Below are 25,014 nucleotides of genomic sequence, written 5' to 3' on the forward strand. Positions count from 1 at the left end.
GAACTCACCGTCGCCCTGCTTCCCGATACCGTCCGGCACGTCGGGGTCTACGAGGCCGCGCACGCCGACGCACGGGTGCGGATGAGCTGCTATACCGCCGACTATCACGGGGTGCTGACCGCCGGCAGCGAAATCGAGGAGTTGGCCTGGTTCGGCTACGACCGTCGCGCGCACGTCCCCCCGGTGGATCAATTGCTGTTCGACGAACTGCGGGCGGCGGGACTGCTGCGCTGAGGTCGTATCGGGCCGCCCCGGGCGAGGGCGGCCCCGGACTGTGGCGCGGTTACCGGCCGAGCGCGCGGCTCATCACCCGACCGACCGCACGATGGTCGGCGGGGTGTGGCGGCGCGCTCAACCGCGTTCGGTGGCCAGCTTGGGATTGGTGACCCGATCGATGAGGTATTCGATCAGATTGAGCAGCACGTCCTTGGCCGACTGACGGTTACGGGCATCGCACAGCCGCACCGGTACCGCCCGATCCAGATCGAGCGCGTCGCGGACCTCCTCGGTCGTGTAGCGCGGTGCACCGTCGAAACAGTTCACCGCGACCAGGAACGGGAGTCCGCGGCGCTCGAAATAGTCGATGGCGGCGAACGAACTGCCCAGTTTGCGGGTGTCGGCCAGCACCACCGCACCCAGTGCGCCCCGGGCGAGTTCATCCCACAGGAACCAGAACCGGTCCTGGCCCGGGGTGCCGAACAGGTACAGCACCAGTTCGGAGTCGATGGTGATTCGGCCGAAGTCCAGTGCCACCGTGGTGGTGGTCTTGGACTCCACACCGGACAGATCGTCCACCCCGGCGCTGACCTCGGTGATCATCTCCTCGGTGCGCAACGGTGGGATTTCGCTGATGGACGACACCATGGTCGTCTTACCTACGCCGAAACCACCCGCGATAAGCACCTTGACCGAGGCGGCAAGGGTGGCGGGCCCGTTCGGGTCGAGGCGGGCAGGGTCAAATTTTTCGGATTCCATCCAGTACCGCTCGCAATACATTGAGGTCGCCGGGTCCGGACTCCGACTGCGTCGGTGCCCGGAAGATCAGATGGCCGTCACCGATCAGATCTCCGACGAGAATCTTGGTCACCGCCAGTGGCAGTTTCAAGGCGGCTGCCACTTCCGCCACCGACTGTGAGTCGGCGCACAGACGAATTATCTCCGCGTATTCGGGCTCCACCCGACGTAATACGGGTGCCGGTCGGGCAGTGGCCACGACCGTGAGCATATCCAAGTCGTGTGCCGCGCCCATGGTGCGTCCCCGCGTGAGGGCATACGGCCGCACCAGCGGCCCGGCCGCATCGTCGATCCATTGCTCACCATTACGCGTCATGATATTTCACCGGAACTCACGATCGTTGCGGCGCAACCTCGGGAGAGCCGGTGCGCGGGGTGGTCGACAGGAAATTGCCGACCCGCTGTACGGTCAGGTTGATCTCGTAGGCCACCAGGCCGAGATCGGCGTTCTCGGCTGCCTGTAATGCCAGGCAGGCATTGGATCCGGCCGAGGTCACGAAAAGTACCGCTTGCTCCAGCTCGATCACCGCCTGCCGCACTCCGCCACCACCGAATCGGCCGCCGGCGCTACGTCCCAGCCCGTACAAGGTGGACGCCATCGCCGCGAAATGTTCGGCGTCCGTGCGCTCCATGGCGGTGGAGTGGCCGAGGAGCAATCCGTCGGTGGACAGTACGACCGCCTGCCGGACGCCCGGGAGCCGCTCCACGAGATCGTCGAGCAGCCAATTCAGATCACCAGAGGTGGAACTGGACACTTAGCCTTCCTGTTCATCCGGGGACATCCCGACCGGCGGCGGAGTCACCGCGCCGGAGTCGTTGTCCGGCAGTGCTCTGCGCCCCTTTCGGGTGCCCATATCGATCGCTGCCATCACGGCTCTGGCCTCTTCGGGTGAACGTGGCGGGGCCGCGGGGGGTAGGTGCGGTGCGGTGTCCTCCGAATTCGCCGGTCGCGGTGCGACATTAGCCTGCCTGCTGCGCCGGGGTAAAGCGGGTCGACCGTCGGGCAGCAGCTCCGGTTTCGGTTCCGGGGCGGTCCCGGGCAGCGGGACGTGCTGGTCGGTGGGGATATCGTCGGCGGTGGGAGAACCGTTCGCGGTGGGAGAACCGTTCGCGGCAGGCGAAGTCGCCGGGGGCTCGGGTGGTTCCGCGAGCAGCGTGGTCGCAGCGGTGTGGTTGTTCACCGCCTTCACCGCCCCCGTGTCGCTCGTGGCGGGACGTGGCGGGGAAAGCACCGGCAGGGCACCTACTTCGGTCGGTGCGTCGGCCGGATCGGTCAGCAGGTTTCCGGGGACGAGCACCACCGCTCGGATACCGCCGTAGTCCGATTCGCCGAGCCGCGCCGTGATTCCGTGCCGGGCGGACAGATGCGCCACCACGAAGATGCCGAGCCGGGGATCGGCGGAGAGGGCGGCGATCCCGAAATCGGGCGGGTTGCGCAGGGTTTCGTTGAGTCGCTCGAGATCCGCGGCGGTCATGCCCATGCCCTGGTCGGTGATCTCGATGGCGACCCCCTTGCCCACGATCGAGGCGGAGACGTGCACCTGCGATTTCGGTGGGGAGAAGGAGGCGGCGTTGTCCATCAGTTCGGCGAGGAGGTGGATGAGGTCGCCGACGATATTGCCCGCAATGCGCAGATCCGGCAGCCTGGCCAGCTGCACTCGTGCGTAGTCGAGTGTTTCACCGATCGCGCTGCGGACCAGGTCGACCAAGGGGACCGGATTGCGCCACTGCCGGCCCGGACGGCCACCGGCCATGATGATGAGGTTCTCCGCATTGCGGCGTTCCCGGGTGGCCAGGTGGTCGAGCCGGAACAGCGTCTCCAACAGGGCCGGATCCTCTTCGCGGCTTTCCGCCTCGTCGAGTATCTCCAGCTGGCGATGCACCACCATCTGGCTGCGGTGGGCGATACTGCGGAACACCGCTTTCACACCCTCCTGGGTGCGGGCCTCGGTGATCGCCGCATTGATCGCCACCGCATGCGCGTGTTCGAACGCGGTGGCCACCGAACCGATCTCGTCGTGACCGAAGTCCAATCGCGGCGCCTGCTCCTCCGGGGTGATCTGTTCGCCCGCGCGGAGCCGTTCCAACATGTCCGGCAATCGTTCGTCGGCGAGGGCGAGGGTTTGATCGCGGAGCCGTTCCAGCCTGCGGATGAATCGATTGGCCAGCACCAGGGAGACGGCGAAGGCGGCGGCGCTGAGCACCAGCACCGCCAGGCCGATCAGCAACGACCGGGTCGCGGCGTCGGTGGCCTTGTCGTGTGCGAGTCGCTGGATGGCGGTGTTGTGGTCGTCCCACAGTTCCACCAGTTCGTGTTCGGCCTGCGCGGCGGCGGCCTCCCATTCGTCCGCGGTCATCGGAAGCGGTGCGGCGACGGTGCCTTCGGGAAGGTTCGCGCTGCGCTCGAACAACGCATTCTCCATGACGGCCAGCTGTTTCCAGGCCGGTGAGGTGATCAGCGCCCGAGCTCGCTCCCGGAAGCGGGGACCGAAATCTTCGGCGAGTTTGCTCATTTCGGTGCGATAATGGCCGGTCTGCTGCCGATAGTCCTCCGGTAGCAGGATCTGTCGGTGCGCGGTCAGGGCGGCGCCGGTCAGCGCATTGCTCCGCGACAGCGCCTCGATGACATTGATATGTCGGCCGGCGATTCCGAGTTCGACCGCGACCTCGGTGTCCAGTGCCAGCCGCGTCGTGACCTGGGTCCCCGCCGCGACCACATCGAGCAAGCGGGAATAGAACGTGTAGGCGTCGGTGGGTGTCACGGTGCGGTTGTCGGTGTTCGTGCGAACCACCTCGCGCTGTAGATACAGGGCGGTGAAATCGCCGATGTTTCGGGTCAGAATGTCCGGTTCGAGCTCGAGCATGGTCTGTACCTCGACGGACAGCTGCTGCATCGAGCGATCGGTGTGGGCCCGTGCGCCGGGCAGCGCGGTGGTTGCCTCCGCATCACCGGCCAAGTGGTTCAGGGTGAGGCGGCGCTCCTGCTGAAGCGCCTCGAGCAGGACGCGGGTGGGCTCGATCACGGCCTGGGACGCCTCGGTGAACTCGCGGTCGTGGCGCGCTTCGTCGATCAGATATCCCGCCGTGCCGACGCCGGCGACCAACAGAGTCAGACTCGGGATGAGCGCGATTGTCAGGATCCGGGTGCGGACACCGAGCCGTACTCTGAGCATCGGCACAACTTAAACGACGAACATGTCCGACGAATATCGGGTTCCGTTGATCGGGATTCGATTTGACACCTGCCGGGGTATCGGTGCTGGTGAGCGTCGCCTCGACGAGGTGATCTGGGTAGATTGTGAGTACCGCGAGTTACTCAAAGGGAGTTACTCAAAGGTAGGAGGCCAGGATGCCCGCGCCGGAAGCCGTCGTTTTCGAACGTCTGAGTGAGCTCGCCGCGATCGAGGACGCCGAGGTCCGCTCCACTCGCACCATCTCCGAGGTCTTCACCGGACGCCCACTGGGTTCGGTTCCGGTGGCGACAGCCATCGATGTGGCCGAGGCGGCGGTCCGGGCCCGGAACCGGCAGACCCACTGGGCGGACAGCTCGGCCGCCGATCGTGCCGCCGTCCTCGAGCGGTTCCGGGCGTTGGTCGTGGCACGTCGGGAATGGCTCATGGACGTGATCCAGGCCGAAACCGGCAAGGCCCGGTGGGCGGCGCAGGAAGAGGTCATGGGCCTGATCTTCGCGGCCCGCTATTTCGCGCGCCTGGCGCCGAAACTGCTCGACGAACATCGGGTGCCGGGGGCGTTCCCCGTGCTCAACCGCGCGTCCGTATGCCCGCAGCCCAAAGGGGTGGTAGCGGTCGTGGCGCCGTGGAACTATCCCCTGTTGCTGTCGATCGGTGATGCGATTCCCGCCCTTTTGGCGGGGAACGCGGTCCTGGTCAAACCCGACAGTCGGACCCCGTTCTCGACATTGGCCGGCGCCGATCTGCTCTACCGCGCCGGGTTGCCGCGTGATCTGCTGGCCGTCCTGCCGGGGCCCGGCCCCGTGGTCGGTCGCGCCATGGTGGACGCCTGCGACTATCTGATGTTCACCGGTTCCTCGGCCACCGGACGGGTGCTCGCCCAACAGTGTGGTGAGCGGTTGATCGGTTTCTCGGCCGAACTCGGAGGGAAGAACCCGATGATCGTCGCCCGGGGCGCGAATCTCGCCAAGGCCGCCAAGGCGGCGGTGCGGGCCTGTTTCTCCAATGCCGGTCAGTTGTGTATCTCCATCGAGCGGATCTACGTCCAACGTGAGATCGCCGACGAGTTCACCGACAGGTTCGTCACTGCCGTCGAATCGGCGAAACTCGGCGCTGCCTACGACTACTCCACCGATATCGGGTCGTTGATCTCCGAGTCGCAGCTGGAGACGGTCACCAAACATCTCGCCGATGCGGTCGCCAAGGGCGCGAAGGTGCTCACCGGTGGTAATCCACGTCCGGACCTGGGACCGCTGTTCTTCGAACCGACCGTGCTGTCGGAAGTCACCGACGAGATGGAATGTGCCCGTAACGAGACCTTCGGTCCGCTGGTATCGATCTATCCGGTCGACAGTGTGGACGAGGCCGTCGCCCGAGCCAACGACACCGAATACGGTCTGAACGCCAGTGTGTGGGCGGCGAGCAAATCCGAGGGGGAACGGATCGCGCGTCGGCTGCGTGCGGGCACGGTGTGTGTGGACGAGGGTTATGCGCCGGCATGGGGCACCACGGCCGCGCCGATGGGCGGTATGGGTATTTCCGGTGTCGGACGCAGACACGGTCCTGATGGATTGTTGAAGTTCACCGAACCGCAAACCGTCGTGGTCACCCGTTTCCTGAACCTGGATCCGCCCCCACTGGTCCCTCAGGAACTCTGGCAGCGGGTGCTGATGGCGATCACGCGGGGCCTGCGTTTCCTACCGGGTCGTTGACCGCGGCGGCGCCGTGCTACTTCTTGCGGCGGGAGCCGTTTCCGGTGCGCGGGGTGGTCTCGAGTGCGGCCACCTCCGCCGCGCTGAGCTGCCGGGTGCGCAGCCGAAAGCGTACGCCTCGGCCGGGTGCGGGGGGATCCGCCGGGGCGGTGTCGTCCTGGACGTCCACGGTGACGTGTTTACGCGCATATGTCGCATAGTGCTCGGCGCTCACCCAGAATTCGGTGTGCCAGGCCAGCCGGCCCAGTAGGGCATCGCCTTCGCGGGCCCGAAAATCCCGGATGAGCAACCAGTGCGGTGAATGATCGCCGGTGCTGCTCTCGGATAGATAGAGCAATATGGGGCCGTGCTGTTCGATCAGGTCCCGTAGCGCGTCTCGTGCCCGATCGGTTGTGGCGACCCGGTCCCTGCGGTATGCCATCAGGTTTCCTGCCCGGCACCGCCGCCCACCACGGACGGCCTCGAACTGACCTGGTGTATCACACCGGCTCCCTCGTACTGCTCGTCGACGGTTGTTCCCCCACTCGAGCGCGGTGTCGCCGATGGTCGGCGAATCGCTCGGCACATCCGCATCGCCCTCGCCTACTTGCGTTCACATTATTGCGTACGGGAACCACGCTGCCCACGCGGACCATTCGCTCGACCATATAACACCAGCTCGACCGGATTCCGGGCCCGGTCGGCGGGTCGAGCATCGGAATGCGGATACGCACCTCTGTCGCCGACCGGCCATGGTGGCCGACGATCCGCGGCTGCGCCCTCCGGGCATGCGCCCGATTGCGTAAGAGGTCTCGATCCGCGCGGGTGCGCCGCCACGCCGATATCTCCGGTCACCGCCGCGGAAACAGGAGGAATCGGCGCCTCGCGGTATGACCGGCCTAGGGAATCGGCGAGTGCTTATTTCCGGATGAAGATACCGGCGATATCCGCCCGCTCGATGGGAGTGTCGGCATTGGCCTGGACATTGCACAGCAGATCGACGGAAACGATGGCCGCGTCGACCTGGGTTCCCGGTGGCTCGTGATCGCTGTTGCTCTGTTCCTTGATGAATTTGGTTATCGTGACCCGCTTGGTGTCGGGGTCCTGCTTCACGTACTCCCGGCAGGGGGTGTCGCCCCCCTTGTTGAGGGCGGTCTCGATCTCGCTACAGCCGACCAGGACCGATACGGCGGCCGCGACGATCAGGCCGGTCCGGGTCACCATGGCTTTCATTCGATGTTCCTCCTGGTCGGCTCGGCGGGCGTCGATGCCGGCCGTGTACCTGTCAAACTATGCCCGAGTCCATGCCGGAAGGCCATTCGGTGGGGGACGTCACCGGGAACGGACGCCGCCCGCGCTCACGGGGTGAACACACACAGCGGCACGTTCATCTCCGCCGAGGTGAGCGAGCCGTGCTGTCCCACCAATGTAGACTGCACCGGTTCCACCGTGGATCGCGTGATCCCTCCCGCCCCGAGGGCCACCACGACCAGGTCGCCGATCCGTTCGACGATATGGGGGTGCACCCGGGGGCCGAACCAACCGCGTTCGATCGCCTCGGCTCGGGTGAGAACGAGGAAATCGGGGCCGAGGAGTTGCGTCCACGCCGCCCGGACATCCGTGGTCGCGCCTTCGACGGTGTAGACGTGGCGGGCTCGCGCCTCGCCGCCGAGTGCGTGGACGCCGGCCCGCAGGTCGTCGTGGGTGTCGTAATCGATTCGTCGGTCCAGTTCGACCATGCCGTGGTCGGAAGTGACGATCAGCGCGGCATCCGGCGGCAGCTGCGCGGCGATATCGGCGGCGATCCGGTCGACGTGCCCCAACTCCAGCAACCACGAGCGAGCGGATGGTCCGCGAACGTGTCCGGTGGTGTCCAGATCGGCGTGGTAGGCGTACACCAGGGTGCGCGGGGCGGAGCGCAGCGCGTCGGTGATGCCGGCCACGAGGTCACCGATGGAGGTGTTCGGTCGGAAAACCGCTCCACGCAAGGCGAGTCGGGTCAATCCCGACCCGGCCAGCTGCCGCGGGGCCACGTGGGTCACCGATATTCCCTGTGCGGCTGCCCGCTCGAAAACCGTCGGATGCGGTTGGAACTTCTCGGGCGGCAGCTGCTCGAGAAGTTCGCCCTTTCGGTGCGTGCCGTGCAGTCGCCAGCCCAACGGATCGAATATTCGGTCGTATTCGGGCAGCCGCAGGAGATAGCCGATGATTCCGTGTTCGCCGGGCGGCAGTCCGGTGCCGAACGAACTCAGACTCGTGGCCGTGGTGGTGGGAAATCCCGCGGTGAGCCGCCGCGGTGCCGTCCCGGTCAGGAATGGTGCCGCCTCGGGGTGCGCGGCGAGCGCGTCGGCGCCCAGGCCGTCCACCAGCAATACGCATACCCGAGTGATGTCGAGCGCCAATCCGAGACGGTCGTGCTCTCCGGGTACGTCGAAGCACCCGAGCAGTGAGGGAAGGAGATCGGCAAGAGAGCCCGTACCGTATCGGGGCGCGATCATCACGGAATCAGCATGCGCCGTGGCGATGGTTCGGACAAGCCCACCCGTCGGGTCGGCGCGGGGCGGACAGGGGCCCGGTGATGGTGCCCAGCACGGAGTCGACGAGTTCGGTTGCGGAGGTGCCGAACATGGCGCTGCGCTTGTCGAGTTGACCGTCCAACCACAGCGCGGCGATATCGTGACCGAGGGCCCATTCCGTGACGGCGACCGTTTCGGCGCGGTCGGCCGCGAGGTCTCCTGCCGCGACGCAGTCGGCGACGGCGTCGGTGAGCACACCGAACGCGGCCTCACCGGCCACACGGGTGTCCGGGTGTTTGTCGGGCTGCGAAAGTTCCGGACGGAACATCAACCGGAAATAGCCGGGACGATGGATGGCGAATTGCACATAGGCCGCGCCCATGGCGGTCAGCGCGGCGACCGGGGTGGGTGCCGTATTTCCAGCGGTGGTCAGATCCGCGGCGAGGAGGCGAAATCCCTCGGTGGACAGGGCGGCCAGTAGGGCGGCGCGGTCGGTGAAGTGGTGATAGGGCGCGCCGGAGCTGACCCCGGCCTCGCGGGCGACCCGGCGCAGGCTCACCGCTGCGATGCCCTCGGTTTCGATCAGCCGCAGGCAGGCGGCCGGCAGTGTTCAGATGCTCGCTCGCATCGGCACCCGCGGAAGAGATGGAAGAAATATGAGCACCCGGGTTCTCGTCACCGGCGCAGCGGGTTTCGTCGCCGGACATGTCATCGTCGAACTTCTCGACCACGGTTACGCGGTGCGTGGCACCGTCCGAAACCCACGTGATGCCCACAAATACGCACATCTGGTCGACCACGCCTCCCGCGTCGGGGGCGCACTCGCCATCGTCGGCGCCGACCTCGATCGCGACGAGGGCTGGTCCGACGCTGTCGCGGACTGCGAGCATGTGCTACATATCGCCCCACCGTTTCCGTCGACCCCGCCGAACGACGCCCGAGAATTGATCCACCCCCGCCGTCGACGGCACCCTGCGGGTATTGCGGGCCTGCGCCGCGGCCGACCACGTGCGTCGGATGGTGGTGACCTCATCGGTCGCGGCGATCGCATACGGACACGACGACGCGCTGCGCACCGAAGCGGACTGGACGATCGTGGAACGCAGCCCCGCCTATCCGCAGAGCAAAACGCCGGCCGAACGCGCTGCGTGGGATTTCATCGCCGCCCTGCCCGTCGATCGCGGTTTGGAGCTGGTCGTGGCCAACCCGGGTATGGTCCTCGGGCCGATACTGTCACCGGAGACGAGCACCTCACACGAACCGGTACGCCGCCTGTTCGAGGGCGCGGCCCCCGGTGTGCCGCGAGTGGGGTGGGCGGTGGTCGACGTCCGAGATCTGGCGGTGGCGCACCGGCTCGCAATGGAGACACCGGAGGCGGCCGGGAATCGCTATATCTGCGCCGGCGAGCACCTCTGGATGCGAGAGATGGCCGAGGTGCCGGCCGAGGAGTTCGACCCCCGCGGTTTTCGCATACCCACCCGCGGTCTGCCCGACCTGTTGGTGCGCGCGGTTGCGCTCGTGGACCGCGACCTGCGGCTGACCGTGCCCACCTTGGGACGGGTGGAACGGTTCGGTGCCGACAAGGCGCGGCGTGATCTGGGGTGGACGATGCGTCCCGTGCGAGAGACTCTGCGCGATACCGCCGACAGCCTGCTCCGACACGAAGTGGTGGCCGCGCCGAGAGTGAAGGCCGGGGTGCGGTTCGGCCGGTATCCGGGAGCGGCGAAAACCATCGAGGCGTGAGCGACCGGATATGCCGGTGGTCACCTCCCGGCCCTCCGTGCCGCATAGGGTCGTTGTATCCGGAGCCGGGGACCGGTAGACAGAATTTGTGAACGCAGAGCGTGGTTTTCGATTCGGTGTCAATATGCTGCTTCCGCAATCGCGCAAGCAGTGGGTGGACAAATGCCGGCGCGCCGAAGCCCTGGGCTACGACGTCATCGGGGTGGCCGATCACCTCGGTCTGGTTCCGCCGTTTCCCGCGATCGTATTGGCCGCCGAGGCCACCGAACGGGTGCGGTTGACCACCTTCGTTCTCAACGCGCCGTTCTACAACCCGGTTCTGCTGGCCCGGGAGGCCGCGGGAACCGATCTGTTCGTCGACGGACGGTTGGAGCTGGGACTCGGCGCGGGATACGTCCGCGAGGAATTCGACGCCGCCCGGATCCCGTTCGGTACGGGCGGGCAACGGGTCGAGCAGCTGGAGCACACCGTGACCACATTGCGCAGGTTGTTCACGGATCCGAACCACGAGCCGCGCCCAGCGCAGGCGGGCGGGCCGCCGTTGCTCATCGCCGGTTGGGGTGATCGACTGCTGGGGCTGGCCGCCCGATATGCCTCGGTGGTGGCATTCACGGGCGCGCCGTCGACCTCCGCGGGCACGCTGCGGTTCGCGACGCCCGACGAGATCGACGATCGGGTCGACCATGTGCGCAAGGCCCTGGGGCAGCGCGCACACGAGGTGGAACTGAACATTCTCGTGCAGGCCGTGGTACCGCCCGAACAGCGCGCCGATTTCCTGGACGAATACGGCTCCAAGGTTGCACCGGAAACACTGGCGAACCTGGACGAACTACCGACGATACTGCTGGGCACCCCGCAGGAGATCGCCGATCGGCTGCGCGCGAACCGGGAACGGTTCGGCTTCGACTACATCACCGTGCTCGAGTCGAGCATGGAGGCATTCGCGCCGGTCATCGAGCTGCTGCGCTGATCACCGCGCCGATATCGCCAGGTCCGAACCTATCCGATCGGCCGGTCGCCGGGCGGGGTTGCGCCAGCGCAGAGTGTAGCGCCACATCAGCCGTCGGCGGATCCGCGCCCCCGGCAGGATCTCGGCCGCCGCCGTGCGGATCTGCCCGATGGTTTCGACGGGATCGCGCAGGGTCACGTCCGGGTCGCCGCGGCGGTGGCGGTGCAGGGCTTGGACCACCGAGGTCGCGGGCAACAGTGGTAGGTAGCCGAAATCGTGGCGCGGGGTCGACTTCCACAGCCCGATCACGAGCAGCAGTCCGCCGGGAGCGACGAGCCGACGCAGCGCGGTGAGGCCTTCGACGAGCGGAACGTGGTGGAGGACGGCGACCGCGGTCACCACCTCGAATGTGCCGGTTGTCCGGCGGAAATCCTCCTGCCGGAACCGCACCTGCGGCGCGGGGTCGGCGTGGTCGAGGACCTGGGCGTCGGAATCCACGCCGAGCACGGACTCGCAGCGCGTGGCGAGTTTGCGCGCCAACAGGCCGTCGCCACAACCGACGTCCAATGCGGTGGCGACCGAATCGGGAAGCTGTCGCAGCAGCCACGGGTGATAGTGGGTGTTGTGGTTCCAGTACGGGTCGCGTCTCATTCGGACACGGTACCGAGACCGTGTGGCCCCGTTGTGGGCGTGATCCGACGGCCCGCCTGCGGATCGATTAGTATGAACCCTCGGTCACAGGCAAAGGTGCTTTCGGCGTGCCCGGGCACCGATGCGACAGACGGGAGCGCAGATGGCGCGACATGTCGACGTACTGATAATCGGGGCCGGCCTGTCCGGTATCGATGTGGCCTGTCACCTGACGAAGGAGCGAACCGGGCGCAGTTACGCCATCCTGGAGCGGCGCACCGCCATGGGCGGCACCTGGGATCTGTTCCGTTATCCGGGTATCCGCTCCGATTCGGATATGTATTCCTTCGGCTATGGCTTCCGGCCCTGGCGGGGCACGAAAATGCTGGCCGACGGCGCGAGTATTCGCCGCTATATTCGGGAAACCGCCGACGAATACGGGGTCACTCCGCATATTCGTTTCGGCCGGCGGGTGGTGTCGGCGAGTTGGTCCAGCGCGGACAACCGGTGGACGGTGCGCGCGGTGATCGAACAGGACGGCGAGGAGGAGAGCGGCGAGGAGGAGATCTGGACCGCCGATTTCCTGGCCGGCTGCACCGGCTACTACGACTACGACAACGGTTATCGGCCGAAATTCGCGGGGGAGGAGAAGTTCGGCGGACGGATCGTCCACCCTCAGCACTGGCCGCCGGACCTGGACTACCGCGGTAAACGGGTTGTGGTGATCGGCAGCGGGGCGACCGCTGTCACGCTGATCCCGTCCCTGGTCGATGAAGCCGAACACGTGACCATGCTGCAGCGGTCGCCCAGCTATATCGTCTCCATCCCGGCCGATGATCCGGTCGCGGTGGGGCTGGTGAACATCCGGGCGCCGGCGCAGTTCACCTACCGGTTGGGTCGGGCCCGCAATATCGCCCTGCAGCAGGGCAGTTATCAGCTGTCACGGCGCCGACCGGAGTTCACCCGGCGGCTGTTTTTGAACTGGGTGCGCCGGGCGGTCGGCCCGAATATCGATATGCGGCATTTCACGCCGAACTACGCCCCCTGGGACCAGCGGTTGTGTGTGGTGCCCGACGGAGACCTGTTCGAGGCGCTGCGCCGTGGGGACGCCTCGGTCGTCACCGATCACATCGACACCTTCACCGAAACCGGTATCCGGGTGGCCGCCGGAATGGAGATACCCGCCGATATCGTCGTCACCGCCACCGGGCTGACCATTCAGATCCTGGGCGGCGCGACCGTCGATATCGACGGCGAACCGGTCGTCATGCGGGAGCGGGTCATGTACAAGGGCGCCCTGGTCGACGGAATCCCCAACGCCATGATGGTCCTCGGCTATGTCAACGCGTCCTGGACACTCAAGGCCGATCTGGCCGCGGAGTATTTCTGTCGGGTGCTGAACCTGATGCGCGACAAGGGATTCACCCGTTTCGTCGCCCGAGCCCGCGACCGCGACCGTTCGACGGAATCGGTAATGGGCGGAGCGCTGACCTCCGGCTATATCGAGCGGGGCGACGCGGTGATGCCCCGGCAGGGCACCGGGGGGCCGTGGAAGGTGGTCAACAGCTACTTTCGCGATCGAACCTATCTGCGCAACAGCCCGATCCAGGACGGCATACTCACCTTCACCGACGCTCACGGCGCGCAGACGACGGGAGCCCCGCGACGGAAGATGCCCGTCCGGCTGCCGCTCATCGGCGCCCGCTTCGACTGAGCGTCGGGCCGCCACTCACGGCTCGGGTCCCGTTCTCCCACAACGTCCGGAGAGCAGCGTGGTCCCGATATCCGCACCGGGGTCCGATTCGTGCGCCCGGCTCGGTAGCGTGGCGATATGACCGAGCGGTTGGTGATCATCGGCGGCGACGCGACCGGAATGTCCGCGGCATCCCAGGCGCGCCGGCTGCGTGGCCCCGACGAACTGGAGATCGTGGTGTTCGAACGTGGCCGACACACCTCGTATTCGGCCTGCGGCATCCCGTACTGGATCGCCGGTGATGTCGAAAGCCGCGACCGGCTCATAGCGCGCACACCCGAAGAGCATCGGTCCCGGCACATCGATGTGAGGTTGGGGACCGAGGCGATCGAACTCGATATCGCGGGCCGGTGGGTGCGCACCCGGGATCGGAACACCGGTGCCGAGAACCGAATCGGTTACGACGAACTCGTTCTGGCCACCGGCGCGCGCCCGATCCGTCCGCCGCTGCCCGGTATCGATGCTCTCGGCGTGCACGGGGTGCAGACCCTCGACGACGGGGAAGCGCTGCTCGATACGCTCACCACGACCGACGGCCGGCGCGCCGTGGTCGTGGGGGCGGGATATATCGGGGTGGAGATGGCGGAGGCGCTGATCCGCCACGGTTTCGAGGTCACCATGGTCTATCGGGGTGCGGAACCGATGGCGACCCTGGATCCGGATATGGGGGCCCTGGTGCGCACCGCGCTGTGCGATATGGGGGTGCGGGTTGTCGGCGACGCCGAGGTGACCGAGATCCGCACCGACGACACCGGCCGGGCCCGCGCGGTCGTCGCCGCGGGGCGGGAATACCCGGCGGACGTGGTGGTCCTGGGCATGGGTGTCCGCCCGGAGACCGATCTGGCGCGGGCCGCGGGGCTGCCGATCGGCGCGTATGGCGGCCTGCTCACCGACAGCGCCATGCGGGTGTGCGGCCACGACGATATCTGGGCGGGCGGCGACTGTGTGGAAGTGCTCGAACTCGTCAGTGGGATGCGACGACATATCCCACTCGGCACCCACGCCAACAAACACGGTCAGGTCATAGGGTCGAATATCGGCGGGGGATATGCCACCTTCCCCGGTGTCGTCGGCACCGCCGTGAGCAAGGTCTGCGGCCTGGAGGTGGCCCGAACCGGGCTACGGGAGAAGGATGCCCACGCCGCCGGACTGCAATTCGTCACCGCCACCATCGAATCCACCAGTCGCGCCGGTTACTACCGCAATCCTTCCCCGATGACGGTGAAAATGATCGCCGAACGCCGAACCGGGCGATTGCTGGGAGTGCAGATCGTCGGTCGGGAAGGGGCCGCAAAGCGCGTCGATATCGCGGCCGTCGCGCTCACCGCCGGTATGACCGTCGAACAGGTGACCGCCCTGGACCTCGGGTATGCGCCGCCGTTCTCTCCGGTGTGGGATCCCGTACTGGTGGCCGCCCGGAAAACGGCGCGAGCGGTGTGGGAACGCGGGTGAGTCGGCTTGCGCCACCACGGCGTACTATCGTCGATCGATAGTATGAATGGCCCCGGATACAGGGGGCGGTGTGCGGACCCGCCGGGCGGTGCTCGACACCTATCGGGAACAGCGGAGGAACACGGCGGTCGGATGAGTTCCGAGATGAATTCCGGGCACGCGGAGCCCGGAGCGCACCCATTCGACACGGCGACCGAACCCATCGCCGTTCCGTCCGGTAACCGTATGGTCGGTGAGGCACCGATCTTTTCGACGGGAGTGGATCCGGTGGACGTCACTCGGCCGGTTATTCACCGCGCGGCCCTGCCCGACGACACACGCTCCGATGTGGTCTGTGTGAACTGTGGGACCCAGGCGCGCGGTCCGCGCTGCCCGAACTGCGACCACCCGCACCGAGTGCAGGATCGATTCGACGCCGACCTGGGCGCGGCTTTTCTGGTCACCGACCGGGGCGTCGTGCACTCCCGTAACGAGGACGCGGTGGCCGCCGCTGTGTTCAACGATTCCGCCGCGAGACGGTCGATCACCGTGCTCGCCGTCTCCGACGGAGTGTCCTCTTCACCCGAACCGCAGGTGGCGTCCGCGACCGCGGTACGCACCGGGGTGGAGGCCTGTCTGTCGGCGCTGGCCGGTGGCCGCACCCCCGAGGAAGCGACCGCGGCGGGGTTGGCCGCCGCCTCCGAGGCGGTGCGCAACCTGGCTCCGGCCGAGAGCGACGCGCCGTCGTGCACCTATGTGTCGGCGATCGTGCTCACCGATTTCACCGGCCGGACCACCGTGACCGTGGCCAATGTCGGGGACAGTCGCGCCTACTGGTTGGCGGCCGGGAACGTAGCGCCGAATGCCGCGCCGCCGACCGATCGGGTGGTCGCCGGGGAGCCCGAGGGTGCTGTCGCCTCCCGCCGGCTCACCGTCGACGACTCCTGGGCCCAGGCCCTCGTCGACGCGGGCGCCATGGATGAGGAGACGGCGATGGCCGATCCCCGCGCCCATACCCTCATGCGCTGGTTGGGCGCCGATGCCGGCCCTCAGCCGTGGTCGGCCAGCAGTATTCGGACCTACCACCCGACGGGTTCCGGCGCGCTGCTGCTGTGCACCGACGGGTTGTGGAACTACCTATCGGATCCGGCCGCCCTGGCGCGGCGGGCACTGGCCTCTCCACCGGCCGAAGCCGCCCGGGAGCTCGTCGACTTCGCCGTGGTGTCCGGTGGCAACGACAACATCACCGTCGCCCTCGCGCCGATACCCTCGCCCGGTCTCACCGCTCAGTGACCGCGCTGGTCGAAGAGTGAGGCGCCCTCCCGCATCTTGACCCGGCGGTGTTCGGCGAGCACGATCGCCACGCCCCCTATCAGGAGCACCGCGGTGGCGATTCCGCCGATGATCGCCCAGCCTTCGAATCCGTAACCGGCGGCGGTCAGGGTGAGGGCCAGACCTATCAGTCCCAGCGCCACCATGATGATGCCCGGCCAGTTGCGTGTGTCCTCGATGGTCTCGCCGGCATGAGAGCGAGTGGTTCGCGGTTCGTCGGGGAAGCTGTGAGCGCGTAACGGGGCGCCGCCCTCGCGGTGGGGACGGTTGGGGTCGTTCGCGCCGGAAGCCCGGATGGGATCGTTCGCTCCGGCAGCCATGGGGTGTCCTTTCCGTTCGCTGTTTTCGCGGCGAATACCCGGGTGCGGCGAGACCAATCCCCCCGGGCACACGTGATTGGCCTTCCGATGCCCGGGTATCCGCCGGAGACGGACACGGTTGTCCGGGCGGTGCGACGGAGACCGCAGAAAACGCTTCCCGAGCGATCGAAGGAGGTCAGGGATGCCGAAGACCACGCAGCGAGGTTCGGTCGTGAAATCCGAGCTGCCCGACACGCTGAAGCGCTCCGATGAGAAAGCGCAGCGCACCTTCGCCAAGGCGCACGACTCCGCACTCGAACAGTACGGCAGTGAGTCCCGCGCCCACCGGGTCGCCTACGACGCGTTGAAGCACGGTTACGAGAAGGTGGGCGATCACTGGGAGGCCAAGAAGGAAGGTAGGGGGCCTTCCGATGAACGAGCCGAACACGGCGGTCCCGATGCCACGGGTGCGACCGCTTCCGGGGTTGATGCGAAGGCATCCAAGCGGCATCTGCTGGAGGTGGCGGGTCGGTTATCGATCCGCGGTCGATGGAAGATGACCAAGCACGAGCTGATCTCCGCGATCCGTCGGGCGAACCGCCGCGCCGACCGCGCTCATCGGTGAGCACCACCTGGGGCCGGGCGATGATGGACATTCGATTGTCCATGGTTTGCACTATTGCGCGGGCGGGTACAAAGCGGAGAAGACGGTGCGGGTCCTCACTCACCCGGCCGGTGACCCGTACGCACCTACCGCAAGGAGGTTCGTCATGAAAGGTGGCCTATCCACCGCTCCCGGAGAGATAATGGTCACCACGGATCACGAGGTCATTCGCCGGTGGGCCGAAAGACGCGGTGCGAATCCCGCCACCACCCCGGGTAGTGAGGACGATGGTAAGGTCGGAGTACTGCGCTTGGATTTTCCTCATTACGGCGGTGCAGTGCTACAGCCGGTGGACTGGGACGACTGGTTCGCCACATTCGATGCTCGTAAATTGAGCTTCCGTTACCAGGAGTTACGCGAAGACGGTACGCCGAGTAATTTTTTTCGCCTCGAACGGGCGAACGACGGGCGTACGTGAGCCATTTCACTCTACAGGTTTACCGAGCGGTCGATCCGGCTATTCCTTTAACCGAAGGGTTGCTCGAGTAAGCAAGAAAGCGGGATGTCGCGTCGGTATGGGGATGCGAAACCCGCACCGCGAGGCGCGCCACGTGTGTCTGCAAGGGAATAAGAAAATTGAGCGCGAACCTGATGATCGTGGAAGACGACGACCGGGTCCGTGGCGCGTTGCGCCTGGCCATGGAGGACGAGGGCTACGACGTCGCAGAGGCAGAACAGGCCGAGGCCGCGCTTACACAGCTGCGTGACAACGGTGTGCCCGACGTGATGATCGTCGATCTGATGTTGGGCGGTATGGACGGGTTCACCTGTATACGGGAGATTCGCCGCGATCACGATGTGCCGATCATCGTGGTCAGTGCCCGTGACGACACCCACGATGTCGTCGCCGCGCTGGAGGCCGGCGCCGACGATTTCGTCACCAAACCCTTCGAGATCAAAGAGATCACCGCCCGCATGCGGGCCCTGCGCCGGCGTGCCCGCCAGTCGGCCGAGCGGGAGGCCCCGGTGGAGATCGTATTGGACGCCGATCCGGAACGTCCGCTGATCCTCACGCCCGAGGCCGGGGTGGTGCGGCGCGGAGACGAGGAGATCAATCTCACCCTGACGGAGTTTCGCCTGTTGTGTGAGTTGGCCGACAGTCCCGGTCGCGTGCTGAGCCGCGCCGTACTGCTCGAGCGGGTATGGGACCGCGGTTTTTTCGGCGACGAACGCATCGTGGATGTGCACATGCGCAGATTGCGCACCAAGATCGAGCGGGATCCCTCGGATCCGCAGATCGTGGTCACCGTTCGGGGCCTCGGTTATCGGCTGGACGCCCAGCGCTGAATCCATGAGTGATGCTCGACTCGCCGGTGGCGATGTCGACTCCACAACCCGCTTGTCGACTCTCCTCGGCCCGGGTCGATGGAGTCTGCGCGGCCGCGTGACCACCGCTTTCGCCGCCGCATCGGGGCTGATGGGCCTGATCCTGGTGCTTTCGCTGTTTGCGGTTCTCGGTGACGAGGACCGCACGCTCGGCGAACGGATCATGCACCGTCCCACCCTGCCGATCATCTGCGGGCTTGCCGCCACCCTGGTCGGCGCCGCGGTGGGGGTATGGGTGGGCAGGCGGGTGCTCCAACCGCTGCGCGAGGTCGCCGAGACCGCTGCTCGGATCGCCTCCGGGGAACTGGGCATCCGGATGCCCGAAACCGGCGACCAGGACCTGGCCGGTACCGTGGACTCGTTCAACCGAATGGTCGATTCGCTTCAGCGACGCATCGACCGAGAACATCGCCTGTTCGGTGATGTCAGCCATGAGTTGCGCACCCCGCTGACCACTCTCACGACCGGTGTGGATGTGCTCAACCGGTATCGCGACGATCTGCCCGAGCGGTCCCGGAAGGCCTTGGACCTGGTCACCGCGGAGGTCCGCCATATGCGTCGTCTGCTCGACGACCTGCTGGCCCTGGCCCGGGTGGAGGCGGGTATGCACCATGGCGACGCCGAACCGGTCTCGCTGGGTGATTTGGTGGCCCATACCTTGCGCGACAGCCATCGCCCGGTCGAACTGTTGACCGTCGCCGAGGACGTGGCCGTACTCGGCCGCAAACTGGAGCTCGAACGAGCCCTGGTGAATCTGTTGTCGAACGCCGATCGGCACGGCGGCGGGGTGGTCGCGGTCACCGTGCGCCGCATCGGTGATTCGGCGGTTGTCGAGGTCGACGATGCGGGCCCGGGGGTGCCGGCCGCCGACCGCGACCGTATCTTCGAACGTTTCGCCACCTCACGGGCGATTCCGCGCTCGGCCACCGCCGGCACCGGCACGGGTATCGGGCTGGCGCTGGTCGCCGAGACCGTGGCCACGCACCAGGGGTCGGTGGAATGCACCGACCGCCCCGGTGGGGGAGCGCGGTTCCGTGTTCGTCTGCCCGCCGTCGATCTTCCGGATGTGACCGAGCCCTCCGCTTCCGGCGGGGAAAGCCAAGAGAAAAAGGGTATTTCGCCCATTGACAGAGAGGGGCGTCACAAGCCCGTAACACGATCGTAAAGAACTCGCCCAGGTCAACTCAAAGTTCATTGGCAAGCCTGGGAGAGTACGAACGCAGACATCGGAGTTGTATGTCATTGCAGAGCTTGTCCACGCAGGCGGCCGACACCGCCGCGACCGCCATAACCCTGCGCGCACCGCGAATCGCGGACGCGGCGCGGATGTGGCAGATCGCCGACGATTCGCAGGTGCTGGATGTCAACTCCAGCTACGCCTATCTGCTGTGGTGTCGGGATTTCGCCGCCACCTCGGTGGTCGCCGAGGTCGGCGGCCGCATGGTCGGTTTCATCACCGGCTATATCAGACCCGAAGCACCCGCCACCTTCTTCGTCTGGCAGGTTGCCGTCGATGCGGACCAACGCGGCCGCGGTATCGGCGTCGCCATGCTGGAGTGGTTGGCGGATACCGTCACCGACCCCGCCCACCCACTCGGCGGGAAAGTCCGTTCGTTGGAGACCACCGTCTCCCCGGACAACACCGCCTCGGTCGCCATGTTCGCGTCGCTGGCCCGTCGCCGCGGCGCGCAGATGACCAAGAGCGAGCTGTTCGAGCCCGATGTGTTCCCGGACAGCCACGCCGCCGAGGACCTATACCACATTTCGCCGATCGCCCGTAACACCGAAAGGGATCACCGATGATTACCCCTGGCACGACGATCTTCGACGAGTTCGAATCCAATGTCCGAGGCTATTGCCGCTCCTGGCCGACGGTCTTCGAGACCGCGCAGGGAGCCTGGATTCGAGACGAGGACGGCAAGGACTTCCTCGACTTCTTCGCCGGCGCGGGAGCGTTGAACTACGGGCACAACAACCCGCTGCTCAAGAGCGCACTCATCGACTACATCGCCTCCGACGGCGTGACCCACGGTCTGGATATGTCGACCGTGGCCAAACGCCGACTGCTGGAGACCCTGCGCGACACCCTGCTGGCGCCGCGCGGCCTGGACTACAAGGTGCAATTCCCCGGCCCCACCGGCGCGAACGCCGTCGAGGCCGCGCTGAAATTGGCCCGTAAGGTCACCGGTCGCCAGACCGTGCTCAGCTTCACCAACGCCTTCCACGGTATGACGCTGGGCGCGCTCTCCGTCACCGGTAACTCCGCCAAACGCGCCGGCGCCGGGGTGCCGCTCAATCACGCCACCCCCATGCCCTACGACGGCTACTTCGACAACACCACCGCCGATTTCCAGTGGATGGAACGGGTGCTCGACGATTCGTCGTCCGGTCTGGATCGTCCCGCCGCGGTCATCGTGGAGACCGTGCAGGGCGAGGGCGGGGTGAACGTGGCGCGCGCCGAATGGCTGCGGCATCTGGCCTCGCTGTGCGCGGCCCGGGGCATTCTGCTGATCGTCGACGATGTGCAGATGGGTTGCGGTCGTACCGGACCGTTCTTCTCCTTCGAGGAGGCCGGTATCACCCCCGATATCGTGACCCTGTCCAAGTCGATCGGTGGCTACGGTCTGCCGATGGCGTTGGTGCTGTTCAAGCCGGAGCTGGATCAGTGGGCGCCGGGTGAGCACAACGGCACCTTCCGCGGTAACAACCCCTCCTTCGTCACCGCGCAGGTTGCGCTGGAGCACTACTGGTCCGACGATGAACTGGAGAAGTCGACCGCTGCCAAGGGAGCGATGGTGGGTCGGGCACTCACCGATATCTCGCAGTCCTTCTCCGGTATCTCCACCCGGGGACGGGGGCTGGTGCACGGTTTGGTCTTCGAGGACGCCTCACGGGCGGGCAAAGTGTGCCAGGTCGCGTTCGAACGCGGTCTGCTGGCCGAAACATCGGGTGCCTCCGACGAGGTGGTGAAGCTGCTGCCGCCGCTCACCATTACCGAGGACGAGCTCGATCACGGGCTGCAGATCCTGACCGGCGCGGTGGCCACGGTCTGTGGCTGAGGCCGGGACCGAACCGAGATCGAGAGGAGAACAACGAATGATTGTGCGAACCACCGAGGAGATCACCGGCACGGACCGGGACGTGGCCGGCCCGGGCTGGCGCAGTAAACGCATCGTGCTGGGCGGTGACCGGGTGGGGTTCTCGTTCCACGAGACCACCATCGAGGCGGGCACCACGCACGTCTTCCACTACCTCAACCATGTGGAGGCGGTGTGGCTGGTCGAGGGCGAGGGCACCCTCACCGATTTCGACAACGACCGCACCTATGAGCTCGGCCCGGGCACCATGTACCTGCTCAACGGTCACGAACGGCATCAGGTCGAGGCCCGGACACAGATGCGGATGCTGTGTGTGTTCAATCCGCCCGTCACCGGGCAGGAGGTCCACGACGAGAACGGCGTTTATCCGTTGGTCGCCGTTCCCGCCAACTGAGAGGGAAGGACGGTAGGAGTTGGCTCAGAATCGGATCGATCGCTATCCGACCCGCACCACCGACAAGCGGCCGCATCAGGAGCGGCATGATGCCACGGTCTGGGGTCGGATCGACACCGCGGAGTTGGCCGCGTTCGATACCGATGGGTACGCTATTCTCGAAGGATTGCTGACCCCGGTAGAAGTGGCCGAGTTCGCCGCCGAGATCACACGGTTGGCCAAGGACCCGAACCTGCAGGGTGACGATCGGCTGATCGTGGAGAAAACCTCCCACCAGGTGCGTTCGGTATTCGAGGTGCACCGGCTCAGTTCGGCCGTGGCCGATCTGGTGCGCGAATCCCGGGTGATCGACCTGGCCCGTCAGGTGCTGGGTTCCGACGTCTACATTCACCAGAGTCGGGTCAACTATCTGCCCGGATTCGGTGGTACCGGTTTCTACTGGCACTCCGATTTCGAGACCTGGCACGCCGAGGACGGGATGCCATCGCCGCGAGCGGTGAGCCTGTCCATCGCGCTGACCGACAACTACCCCTACAACGGCAGCCTCATGCTGATGCCGGGCTCGCATCGCACCTTCGTGCCGTGCCAGGGTGAAACCCCGGCCGAGCACTACCGTGAATCGCTGCGCGAGCAGGAGATCGGGGTGCCGACGCAGGCCGATATCGATGAATTGGCGCATAAATATGGCATAGCCCAGTTCACCGGTGCGGCCGGTTCCGCGCTGCTGTTCGATTCGAACATCATGCACGGCTCGGCGAACAACATCACACCGTTTCCGCGCTCGAATATCTTCCTGGTGTTCAACAGTGTCGAGAATGCTCTGGAAGAACCTTTCGCCGCCCCGGCGCGGCGTCCGACATATATTGCGAGTCGGGATTTCACTCCGGTGAAGTAAGCGGGCGGATATCGTGCCGCGACGGCGGCGGAAACGAATTGAATTCGTTTCCGACGCCGTTCGTATTTCGGAATATCGAGATATTTGGAGTGCTCGTTTTCGGCGCCGTTCACATTTTTCGCGCGGCCGTTCCGCCGACCGCCGGCAGCCGTTGATGATCCGCCCGGACCCCGGTGGAGTTCATCGCGTCGGAAAGCGCCGGATTGCGCCGGCGGATTCCGGCGGCGATGGCGTGCTCCGCGGCGGCCTGGGTGCGCCAGAGCCGGGCCTCTCCGTACTTGCCCCGATGCTCCAACAGCTCGGCCAGGTCGGTCATGGCACGTACCACCCGGCGGTTGGAGGCGATACGCCACCAGTGTTCCGCCTCCGCCGGCTCCCCACGCCGGATATGGAGGACACCCAGGTCGTAGGCTGCCCCGGCGTGTCCGACCGAGGCGGCCCGAGACCACAGCATCCGGGCCCGTTCGTCATCGCCCAGGCCGTACATGGCCACGCCCAGTCCATAAAGGGCACGACGGTAGGCGGGATCGGCGGGTTGCCGAGCACCCACGGTGGGGGATGCCTGTGACGGGTCTTCGTCCTGGTCGCTGTCGGGCATCGGTGTGGGTTCCGTCGGAGCGGGAGCGGCGGATGTCGAGGCGGATATCGATTCGAATCCCGTGGGGGTGTTTCGGGCCTCGTCGGTGATCGGCGGGTCGGTGCTCTCGTCCCGGTCCGGGGCACCGTCGGAGAATGGTGAGGTGTCGTGGTGGGGATCCTCGCCGTTGTCGTGCCGCACCGCCCCGCCGGATCGGTACGCGCCGTCGATACGGTGATGAGGGGCCCGGTCGACGAGGCGCGCGGTATCGAGTCCGAGCGGGCGGGCGTCGAGTTCACGCGGATCGTAGTCGAGGGGAGTGGTGATGGCGAGGCAGTCGTCGAGGTCGTCGCTCACACCGAGACGAGTGTCGGCGACCGGCGATTCGATATGCGCATCGGCCGTGGAGTCCGGCTCGGCGGCCGCTCTCCGGTCGGGCGGCACGGATATCACGGGTATCGGTCCGCGCGCTCCCCGGTGCTCGAAGCCGGGCCCCGGGGTGTCGTCCGCGTCCACCGGAAAGGCGGTGGCCGGTGATTGCGCCATGGTCTGTGCGGCGGTGGCGACCGTGCGGACCTCCACCACGAGATCGGTGAAGTTGGGTGGGCCCTCACCCATACTGCACCACAATACGGTGCGACCCGGTTCGGAGCGTTCGACGACAATGCCGTAGTTGCCCGTCCACGAGCACGGCCGGCCGTCCTCGACCATCCACACCGGAGTCAGGGTGAACAGCGCATCGCGTGTGGTGGCCGTCAGTTCGAGGGTGGTCCCACGTTCCAGGGCGTCCTGCCAGACGTCCACCCCCGTCAGGTATCGGTGACCGAAACCGATGTATCCGTCGATCGTCGACAGGCCCATACCGAAACCACGCAGATCCGTGGCGGGGGCCGCCGACAGCAGGACCATGGTGAGTTTCGCGGTGGTGCCCGGCAGCTGCTCGACATACATCGGATACACCGGGGTGCCCTGCCATTCGATCGGATCGGCGCTTCGATAGCGCTCGGCCAAGGGGGTCTCGTCCCAACGATTTTCGGAAGTTCCTCCGGAAAGGTCGTGCTCGACAACATTGTTGCCGAGCAGGTCGAACCGTGCGGCCCGACCGGAGGACCCGGCCGCGGGAGACGTCTCGACCAACGCGGTCTCCGCGAGTGGGATCCCGGTCGACGGTGTGCCGCCGCGAGAGGTGGGGGTGCCGAAACAGGCCGGTAGCGTCTCCACCCAGGACAGTTGCGATCCGGGGCCGGCCGTTGTCGATTCGGAGTCGATCCGTATCGACGTCGTTCCGGTGTGCGACCGAACGGCGCCCGTTCGGGATGAAACCGGTTCGTTCATGTGCTTCCCCGCCTTTCCCGCCGATGCCCAACCCTGCCCGCGCTACACGCGGCTATACCGTACTAGCCGAGAAGGCCGGGATCGTACGGATTCCGGGATGCCGACACGTCGCGTGCCGCGGGATCCCGTTCCGGCATTCGGGCATCGCCGGCCGATCCTCGGATCCGGAAGGCGGG

Annotated in this window: 26 protein-coding genes and 1 pseudogene; 16 read left to right on the plus strand and 11 right to left on the minus strand. The window is 66.4% G+C overall.

The window, feature by feature from the left end:
• On the plus strand, positions 1-234 hold a 234-nt coding region (locus ON32_RS10540; RefSeq protein ID WP_040790685.1), incomplete at its 5' end, for a DNA mismatch repair protein MutT.
• A gap of 117 nt (positions 235-351) precedes the next feature.
• Here ON32_RS10540 and ON32_RS10545 read toward each other — a convergent pair.
• Genes ON32_RS10545 through ON32_RS10560 form a run of 4 tightly spaced genes read right to left on the minus strand, consistent with a single transcriptional unit; the run spans position 352 to position 4,187 of the window.
• Positions 352-975 carry a GTP-binding protein gene (locus ON32_RS10545; protein WP_083874304.1) on the minus strand — a complete coding sequence of 208 codons (624 nt, stop codon included), beginning with the start codon at positions 973-975 and terminating at the stop codon, positions 352-354.
• The gene (locus ON32_RS10550; protein WP_040790687.1) at positions 956-1,330 is read right to left on the minus strand and encodes a DUF742 domain-containing protein; all 375 of its coding nucleotides are present in this window, start codon (positions 1,328-1,330) and stop codon (positions 956-958) included. The genes ON32_RS10545 and ON32_RS10550 overlap by 20 nt, the downstream gene beginning before the upstream one ends.
• 16 nt (positions 1,331-1,346) lie before the next feature.
• A complete protein-coding gene (locus ON32_RS10555) occupies positions 1,347-1,769 on the minus strand; it encodes a roadblock/LC7 domain-containing protein (protein ID WP_040790688.1) in 423 nt (140 codons plus the stop codon).
• Positions 1,770-4,187, minus strand: coding sequence for a sensor histidine kinase (locus ON32_RS10560; protein ID WP_040790689.1), 2,418 nt, complete (start codon positions 4,185-4,187; stop codon positions 1,770-1,772).
• 176 nt (positions 4,188-4,363) lie between these two features.
• On the opposite strand from ON32_RS10560, the gene ON32_RS10565 reads away from it, so the two are divergent.
• Positions 4,364-5,917 carry a succinic semialdehyde dehydrogenase gene (locus ON32_RS10565; RefSeq protein WP_040790690.1) on the plus strand — a complete coding sequence of 518 codons (1,554 nt, stop codon included), beginning with the start codon at positions 4,364-4,366 and terminating at the stop codon, positions 5,915-5,917.
• A gap of 16 nt (positions 5,918-5,933) precedes the next feature.
• On the opposite strand, the gene ON32_RS10570 is transcribed toward ON32_RS10565, so the two are convergent.
• The 4 genes from ON32_RS10570 to ON32_RS10585 form a co-directional block, all read right to left on the minus strand.
• Positions 5,934-6,338, minus strand: a complete 405-nt coding sequence (locus tag ON32_RS10570) for a DUF779 domain-containing protein (RefSeq protein ID WP_040790691.1) — start codon at positions 6,336-6,338, stop codon at positions 5,934-5,936.
• Between the two features lie 476 nt (positions 6,339-6,814).
• Positions 6,815-7,129: a hypothetical protein gene (locus tag ON32_RS10575; protein ID WP_040790692.1), complete on the minus strand. Its 315-nt coding sequence runs from the start codon at positions 7,127-7,129 to the stop codon at positions 6,815-6,817.
• A gap of 125 nt (positions 7,130-7,254) precedes the next feature.
• Positions 7,255-8,394, minus strand: coding sequence for an alkaline phosphatase family protein (locus tag ON32_RS10580; RefSeq protein WP_083874306.1), 1,140 nt, complete (start codon positions 8,392-8,394; stop codon positions 7,255-7,257).
• Positions 8,395-8,401: 7 nt separating this feature from the next.
• Positions 8,402-9,019, minus strand: a complete 618-nt coding sequence (locus ON32_RS10585) for a TetR/AcrR family transcriptional regulator (protein WP_085995162.1) — start codon at positions 9,017-9,019, stop codon at positions 8,402-8,404.
• A gap of 49 nt (positions 9,020-9,068) precedes the next feature.
• Between ON32_RS10585 and ON32_RS29990 the strand changes: the two are divergent.
• From ON32_RS29990 to ON32_RS10595, 3 genes and pseudogenes are all read left to right on the plus strand, one after another.
• Positions 9,069-9,257, plus strand: a pseudogene (locus tag ON32_RS29990) (NAD-dependent epimerase/dehydratase family protein); the annotation flags it as partial.
• 172 nt (positions 9,258-9,429) lie between these two features.
• The gene (locus ON32_RS10590; protein ID WP_373284289.1) at positions 9,430-10,155 is read left to right on the plus strand and encodes a Rossmann-fold NAD(P)-binding domain-containing protein; all 726 of its coding nucleotides are present in this window, start codon (positions 9,430-9,432) and stop codon (positions 10,153-10,155) included.
• A gap of 88 nt (positions 10,156-10,243) precedes the next feature.
• Positions 10,244-11,125 (plus strand): LLM class F420-dependent oxidoreductase, encoded by an 882-nt coding sequence (locus ON32_RS10595; RefSeq protein ID WP_040790693.1) that lies wholly within the window; start codon positions 10,244-10,246, stop codon positions 11,123-11,125.
• On the opposite strand, the gene ON32_RS10600 is transcribed toward ON32_RS10595, so the two are convergent.
• On the minus strand, positions 11,126-11,755 hold the full coding sequence (locus tag ON32_RS10600; RefSeq protein WP_051133104.1) for a class I SAM-dependent methyltransferase: 630 nt from the start codon (positions 11,753-11,755) through the stop codon (positions 11,126-11,128).
• Positions 11,756-11,897: 142 nt separating this feature from the next.
• On the opposite strand from ON32_RS10600, the gene ON32_RS10605 reads away from it, so the two are divergent.
• The 3 genes from ON32_RS10605 to ON32_RS10615 all read left to right on the plus strand — a co-directional run bounded on the left by ON32_RS10605 (position 11,898) and on the right by ON32_RS10615 (position 16,211).
• The gene (locus ON32_RS10605) at positions 11,898-13,448 is read left to right on the plus strand and encodes a flavin-containing monooxygenase (protein WP_040790694.1); all 1,551 of its coding nucleotides are present in this window, start codon (positions 11,898-11,900) and stop codon (positions 13,446-13,448) included.
• A gap of 117 nt (positions 13,449-13,565) precedes the next feature.
• Positions 13,566-14,939: an FAD-dependent oxidoreductase gene (locus ON32_RS10610; RefSeq protein WP_040790695.1), complete on the plus strand. Its 1,374-nt coding sequence runs from the start codon at positions 13,566-13,568 to the stop codon at positions 14,937-14,939.
• Positions 14,940-15,071: 132 nt separating this feature from the next.
• Positions 15,072-16,211, plus strand: a complete 1,140-nt coding sequence (locus ON32_RS10615) for a PP2C family protein-serine/threonine phosphatase (protein WP_051133105.1) — start codon at positions 15,072-15,074, stop codon at positions 16,209-16,211.
• Here the strand turns inward: ON32_RS10615 and ON32_RS30680 are convergent.
• Positions 16,205-16,570, minus strand: a complete 366-nt coding sequence (locus tag ON32_RS30680; protein ID WP_040790762.1) for a membrane protein — start codon at positions 16,568-16,570, stop codon at positions 16,205-16,207. The two genes, ON32_RS10615 and ON32_RS30680, sit on opposite strands and share 7 nt — an antisense overlap.
• Positions 16,571-16,751: 181 nt before the next feature.
• Between ON32_RS30680 and ON32_RS10625 the strand changes: the two genes are divergently transcribed.
• The 8 genes from ON32_RS10625 (at position 16,752) to thpD (ending at position 22,926) form a co-directional block, all read left to right on the plus strand.
• The gene (locus tag ON32_RS10625) at positions 16,752-17,174 is read left to right on the plus strand and encodes a ChaB family protein (protein WP_040790696.1); all 423 of its coding nucleotides are present in this window, start codon (positions 16,752-16,754) and stop codon (positions 17,172-17,174) included.
• 145 nt (positions 17,175-17,319) lie between these two features.
• A complete protein-coding gene (locus ON32_RS10630) occupies positions 17,320-17,631 on the plus strand; it encodes a hypothetical protein (protein WP_051133106.1) in 312 nt (103 codons plus the stop codon).
• Between the two features lie 158 nt (positions 17,632-17,789).
• Positions 17,790-18,500: a response regulator transcription factor gene (locus ON32_RS10635; RefSeq protein WP_040790697.1), complete on the plus strand. Its 711-nt coding sequence runs from the start codon at positions 17,790-17,792 to the stop codon at positions 18,498-18,500.
• Positions 18,501-18,504: 4 nt separating this feature from the next.
• Positions 18,505-19,704 carry a HAMP domain-containing sensor histidine kinase gene (locus ON32_RS10640; RefSeq protein WP_245550944.1) on the plus strand — a complete coding sequence of 400 codons (1,200 nt, stop codon included), beginning with the start codon at positions 18,505-18,507 and terminating at the stop codon, positions 19,702-19,704.
• A gap of 71 nt (positions 19,705-19,775) precedes the next feature.
• Complete coding sequence (gene ectA / locus ON32_RS10645) at positions 19,776-20,342, plus strand: diaminobutyrate acetyltransferase (protein ID WP_051133108.1); 567 nt, start codon at positions 19,776-19,778, stop codon at positions 20,340-20,342.
• Positions 20,339-21,598, plus strand: coding sequence for a diaminobutyrate--2-oxoglutarate transaminase (ectB, locus tag ON32_RS10650; protein ID WP_040790698.1), 1,260 nt, complete (start codon positions 20,339-20,341; stop codon positions 21,596-21,598). The genes ectA and ectB overlap by 4 nt, the downstream gene beginning before the upstream one ends.
• Before the next feature lie 37 nt (positions 21,599-21,635).
• Complete coding sequence (locus ON32_RS10655; RefSeq protein ID WP_040790699.1) at positions 21,636-22,031, plus strand: ectoine synthase; 396 nt, start codon at positions 21,636-21,638, stop codon at positions 22,029-22,031.
• Between the two features lie 19 nt (positions 22,032-22,050).
• Positions 22,051-22,926: an ectoine hydroxylase gene (gene thpD / locus ON32_RS10660; RefSeq protein ID WP_040790700.1), complete on the plus strand. Its 876-nt coding sequence runs from the start codon at positions 22,051-22,053 to the stop codon at positions 22,924-22,926.
• 109 nt (positions 22,927-23,035) lie between these two features.
• Here the strand turns inward: thpD and ON32_RS10665 are convergent, their stop codons facing one another.
• The gene (locus ON32_RS10665; RefSeq protein WP_169331609.1) at positions 23,036-24,724 is read right to left on the minus strand and encodes a tetratricopeptide repeat protein; all 1,689 of its coding nucleotides are present in this window, start codon (positions 24,722-24,724) and stop codon (positions 23,036-23,038) included.
• Positions 24,725-25,014: the final 290 nt, after the last annotated feature.

It is taken from the genome of Nocardia paucivorans NBRC 100373, from assembly GCF_000308675.1.
GTDB classification, from domain to species: domain Bacteria; phylum Actinomycetota; class Actinomycetes; order Mycobacteriales; family Mycobacteriaceae; genus Nocardia; species Nocardia paucivorans.

Coding starts and splice junctions, on each gene's coding strand:
- ON32_RS10600 (WP_051133104.1), bottom strand. CDS start 11,755: ATGAGACGCGACCCGTACTGGAACCACAACACCCACTATCACCCGTGG.
- ON32_RS10590 (WP_373284289.1), top strand. CDS start 9,430: ATGGTGGTGACCTCATCGGTCGCGGCGATCGCATACGGACACGACGAC.
- ON32_RS10565 (WP_040790690.1), top strand. CDS start 4,364: ATGCCCGCGCCGGAAGCCGTCGTTTTCGAACGTCTGAGTGAGCTCGCC.
- ON32_RS10655 (WP_040790699.1), top strand. CDS start 21,636: ATGATTGTGCGAACCACCGAGGAGATCACCGGCACGGACCGGGACGTG.
- ON32_RS30680 (WP_040790762.1), bottom strand. CDS start 16,570: ATGGCTGCCGGAGCGAACGATCCCATCCGGGCTTCCGGCGCGAACGAC.
- ON32_RS10630 (WP_051133106.1), top strand. CDS start 17,320: ATGAAAGGTGGCCTATCCACCGCTCCCGGAGAGATAATGGTCACCACG.
- ON32_RS10575 (WP_040790692.1), bottom strand. CDS start 7,129: ATGAAAGCCATGGTGACCCGGACCGGCCTGATCGTCGCGGCCGCCGTA.
- ON32_RS10560 (WP_040790689.1), bottom strand. CDS start 4,187: ATGCTCAGAGTACGGCTCGGTGTCCGCACCCGGATCCTGACAATCGCG.
- ON32_RS10625 (WP_040790696.1), top strand. CDS start 16,752: ATGCCGAAGACCACGCAGCGAGGTTCGGTCGTGAAATCCGAGCTGCCC.
- ON32_RS10615 (WP_051133105.1), top strand. CDS start 15,072: ATGAGTTCCGAGATGAATTCCGGGCACGCGGAGCCCGGAGCGCACCCA.
- ON32_RS10580 (WP_083874306.1), bottom strand. CDS start 8,394: ATGATCGCGCCCCGATACGGTACGGGCTCTCTTGCCGATCTCCTTCCC.
- ON32_RS10545 (WP_083874304.1), bottom strand. CDS start 975: ATGGAATCCGAAAAATTTGACCCTGCCCGCCTCGACCCGAACGGGCCC.
- ON32_RS10605 (WP_040790694.1), top strand. CDS start 11,898: ATGGCGCGACATGTCGACGTACTGATAATCGGGGCCGGCCTGTCCGGT.
- ON32_RS10550 (WP_040790687.1), bottom strand. CDS start 1,330: ATGACGCGTAATGGTGAGCAATGGATCGACGATGCGGCCGGGCCGCTG.
- ON32_RS10610 (WP_040790695.1), top strand. CDS start 13,566: ATGACCGAGCGGTTGGTGATCATCGGCGGCGACGCGACCGGAATGTCC.
- ON32_RS10640 (WP_245550944.1), top strand. CDS start 18,505: ATGAGTGATGCTCGACTCGCCGGTGGCGATGTCGACTCCACAACCCGC.
- ectA (WP_051133108.1), top strand. CDS start 19,776: ATGTCATTGCAGAGCTTGTCCACGCAGGCGGCCGACACCGCCGCGACC.
- ectB (WP_040790698.1), top strand. CDS start 20,339: ATGATTACCCCTGGCACGACGATCTTCGACGAGTTCGAATCCAATGTC.
- ON32_RS10570 (WP_040790691.1), bottom strand. CDS start 6,338: ATGGCATACCGCAGGGACCGGGTCGCCACAACCGATCGGGCACGAGAC.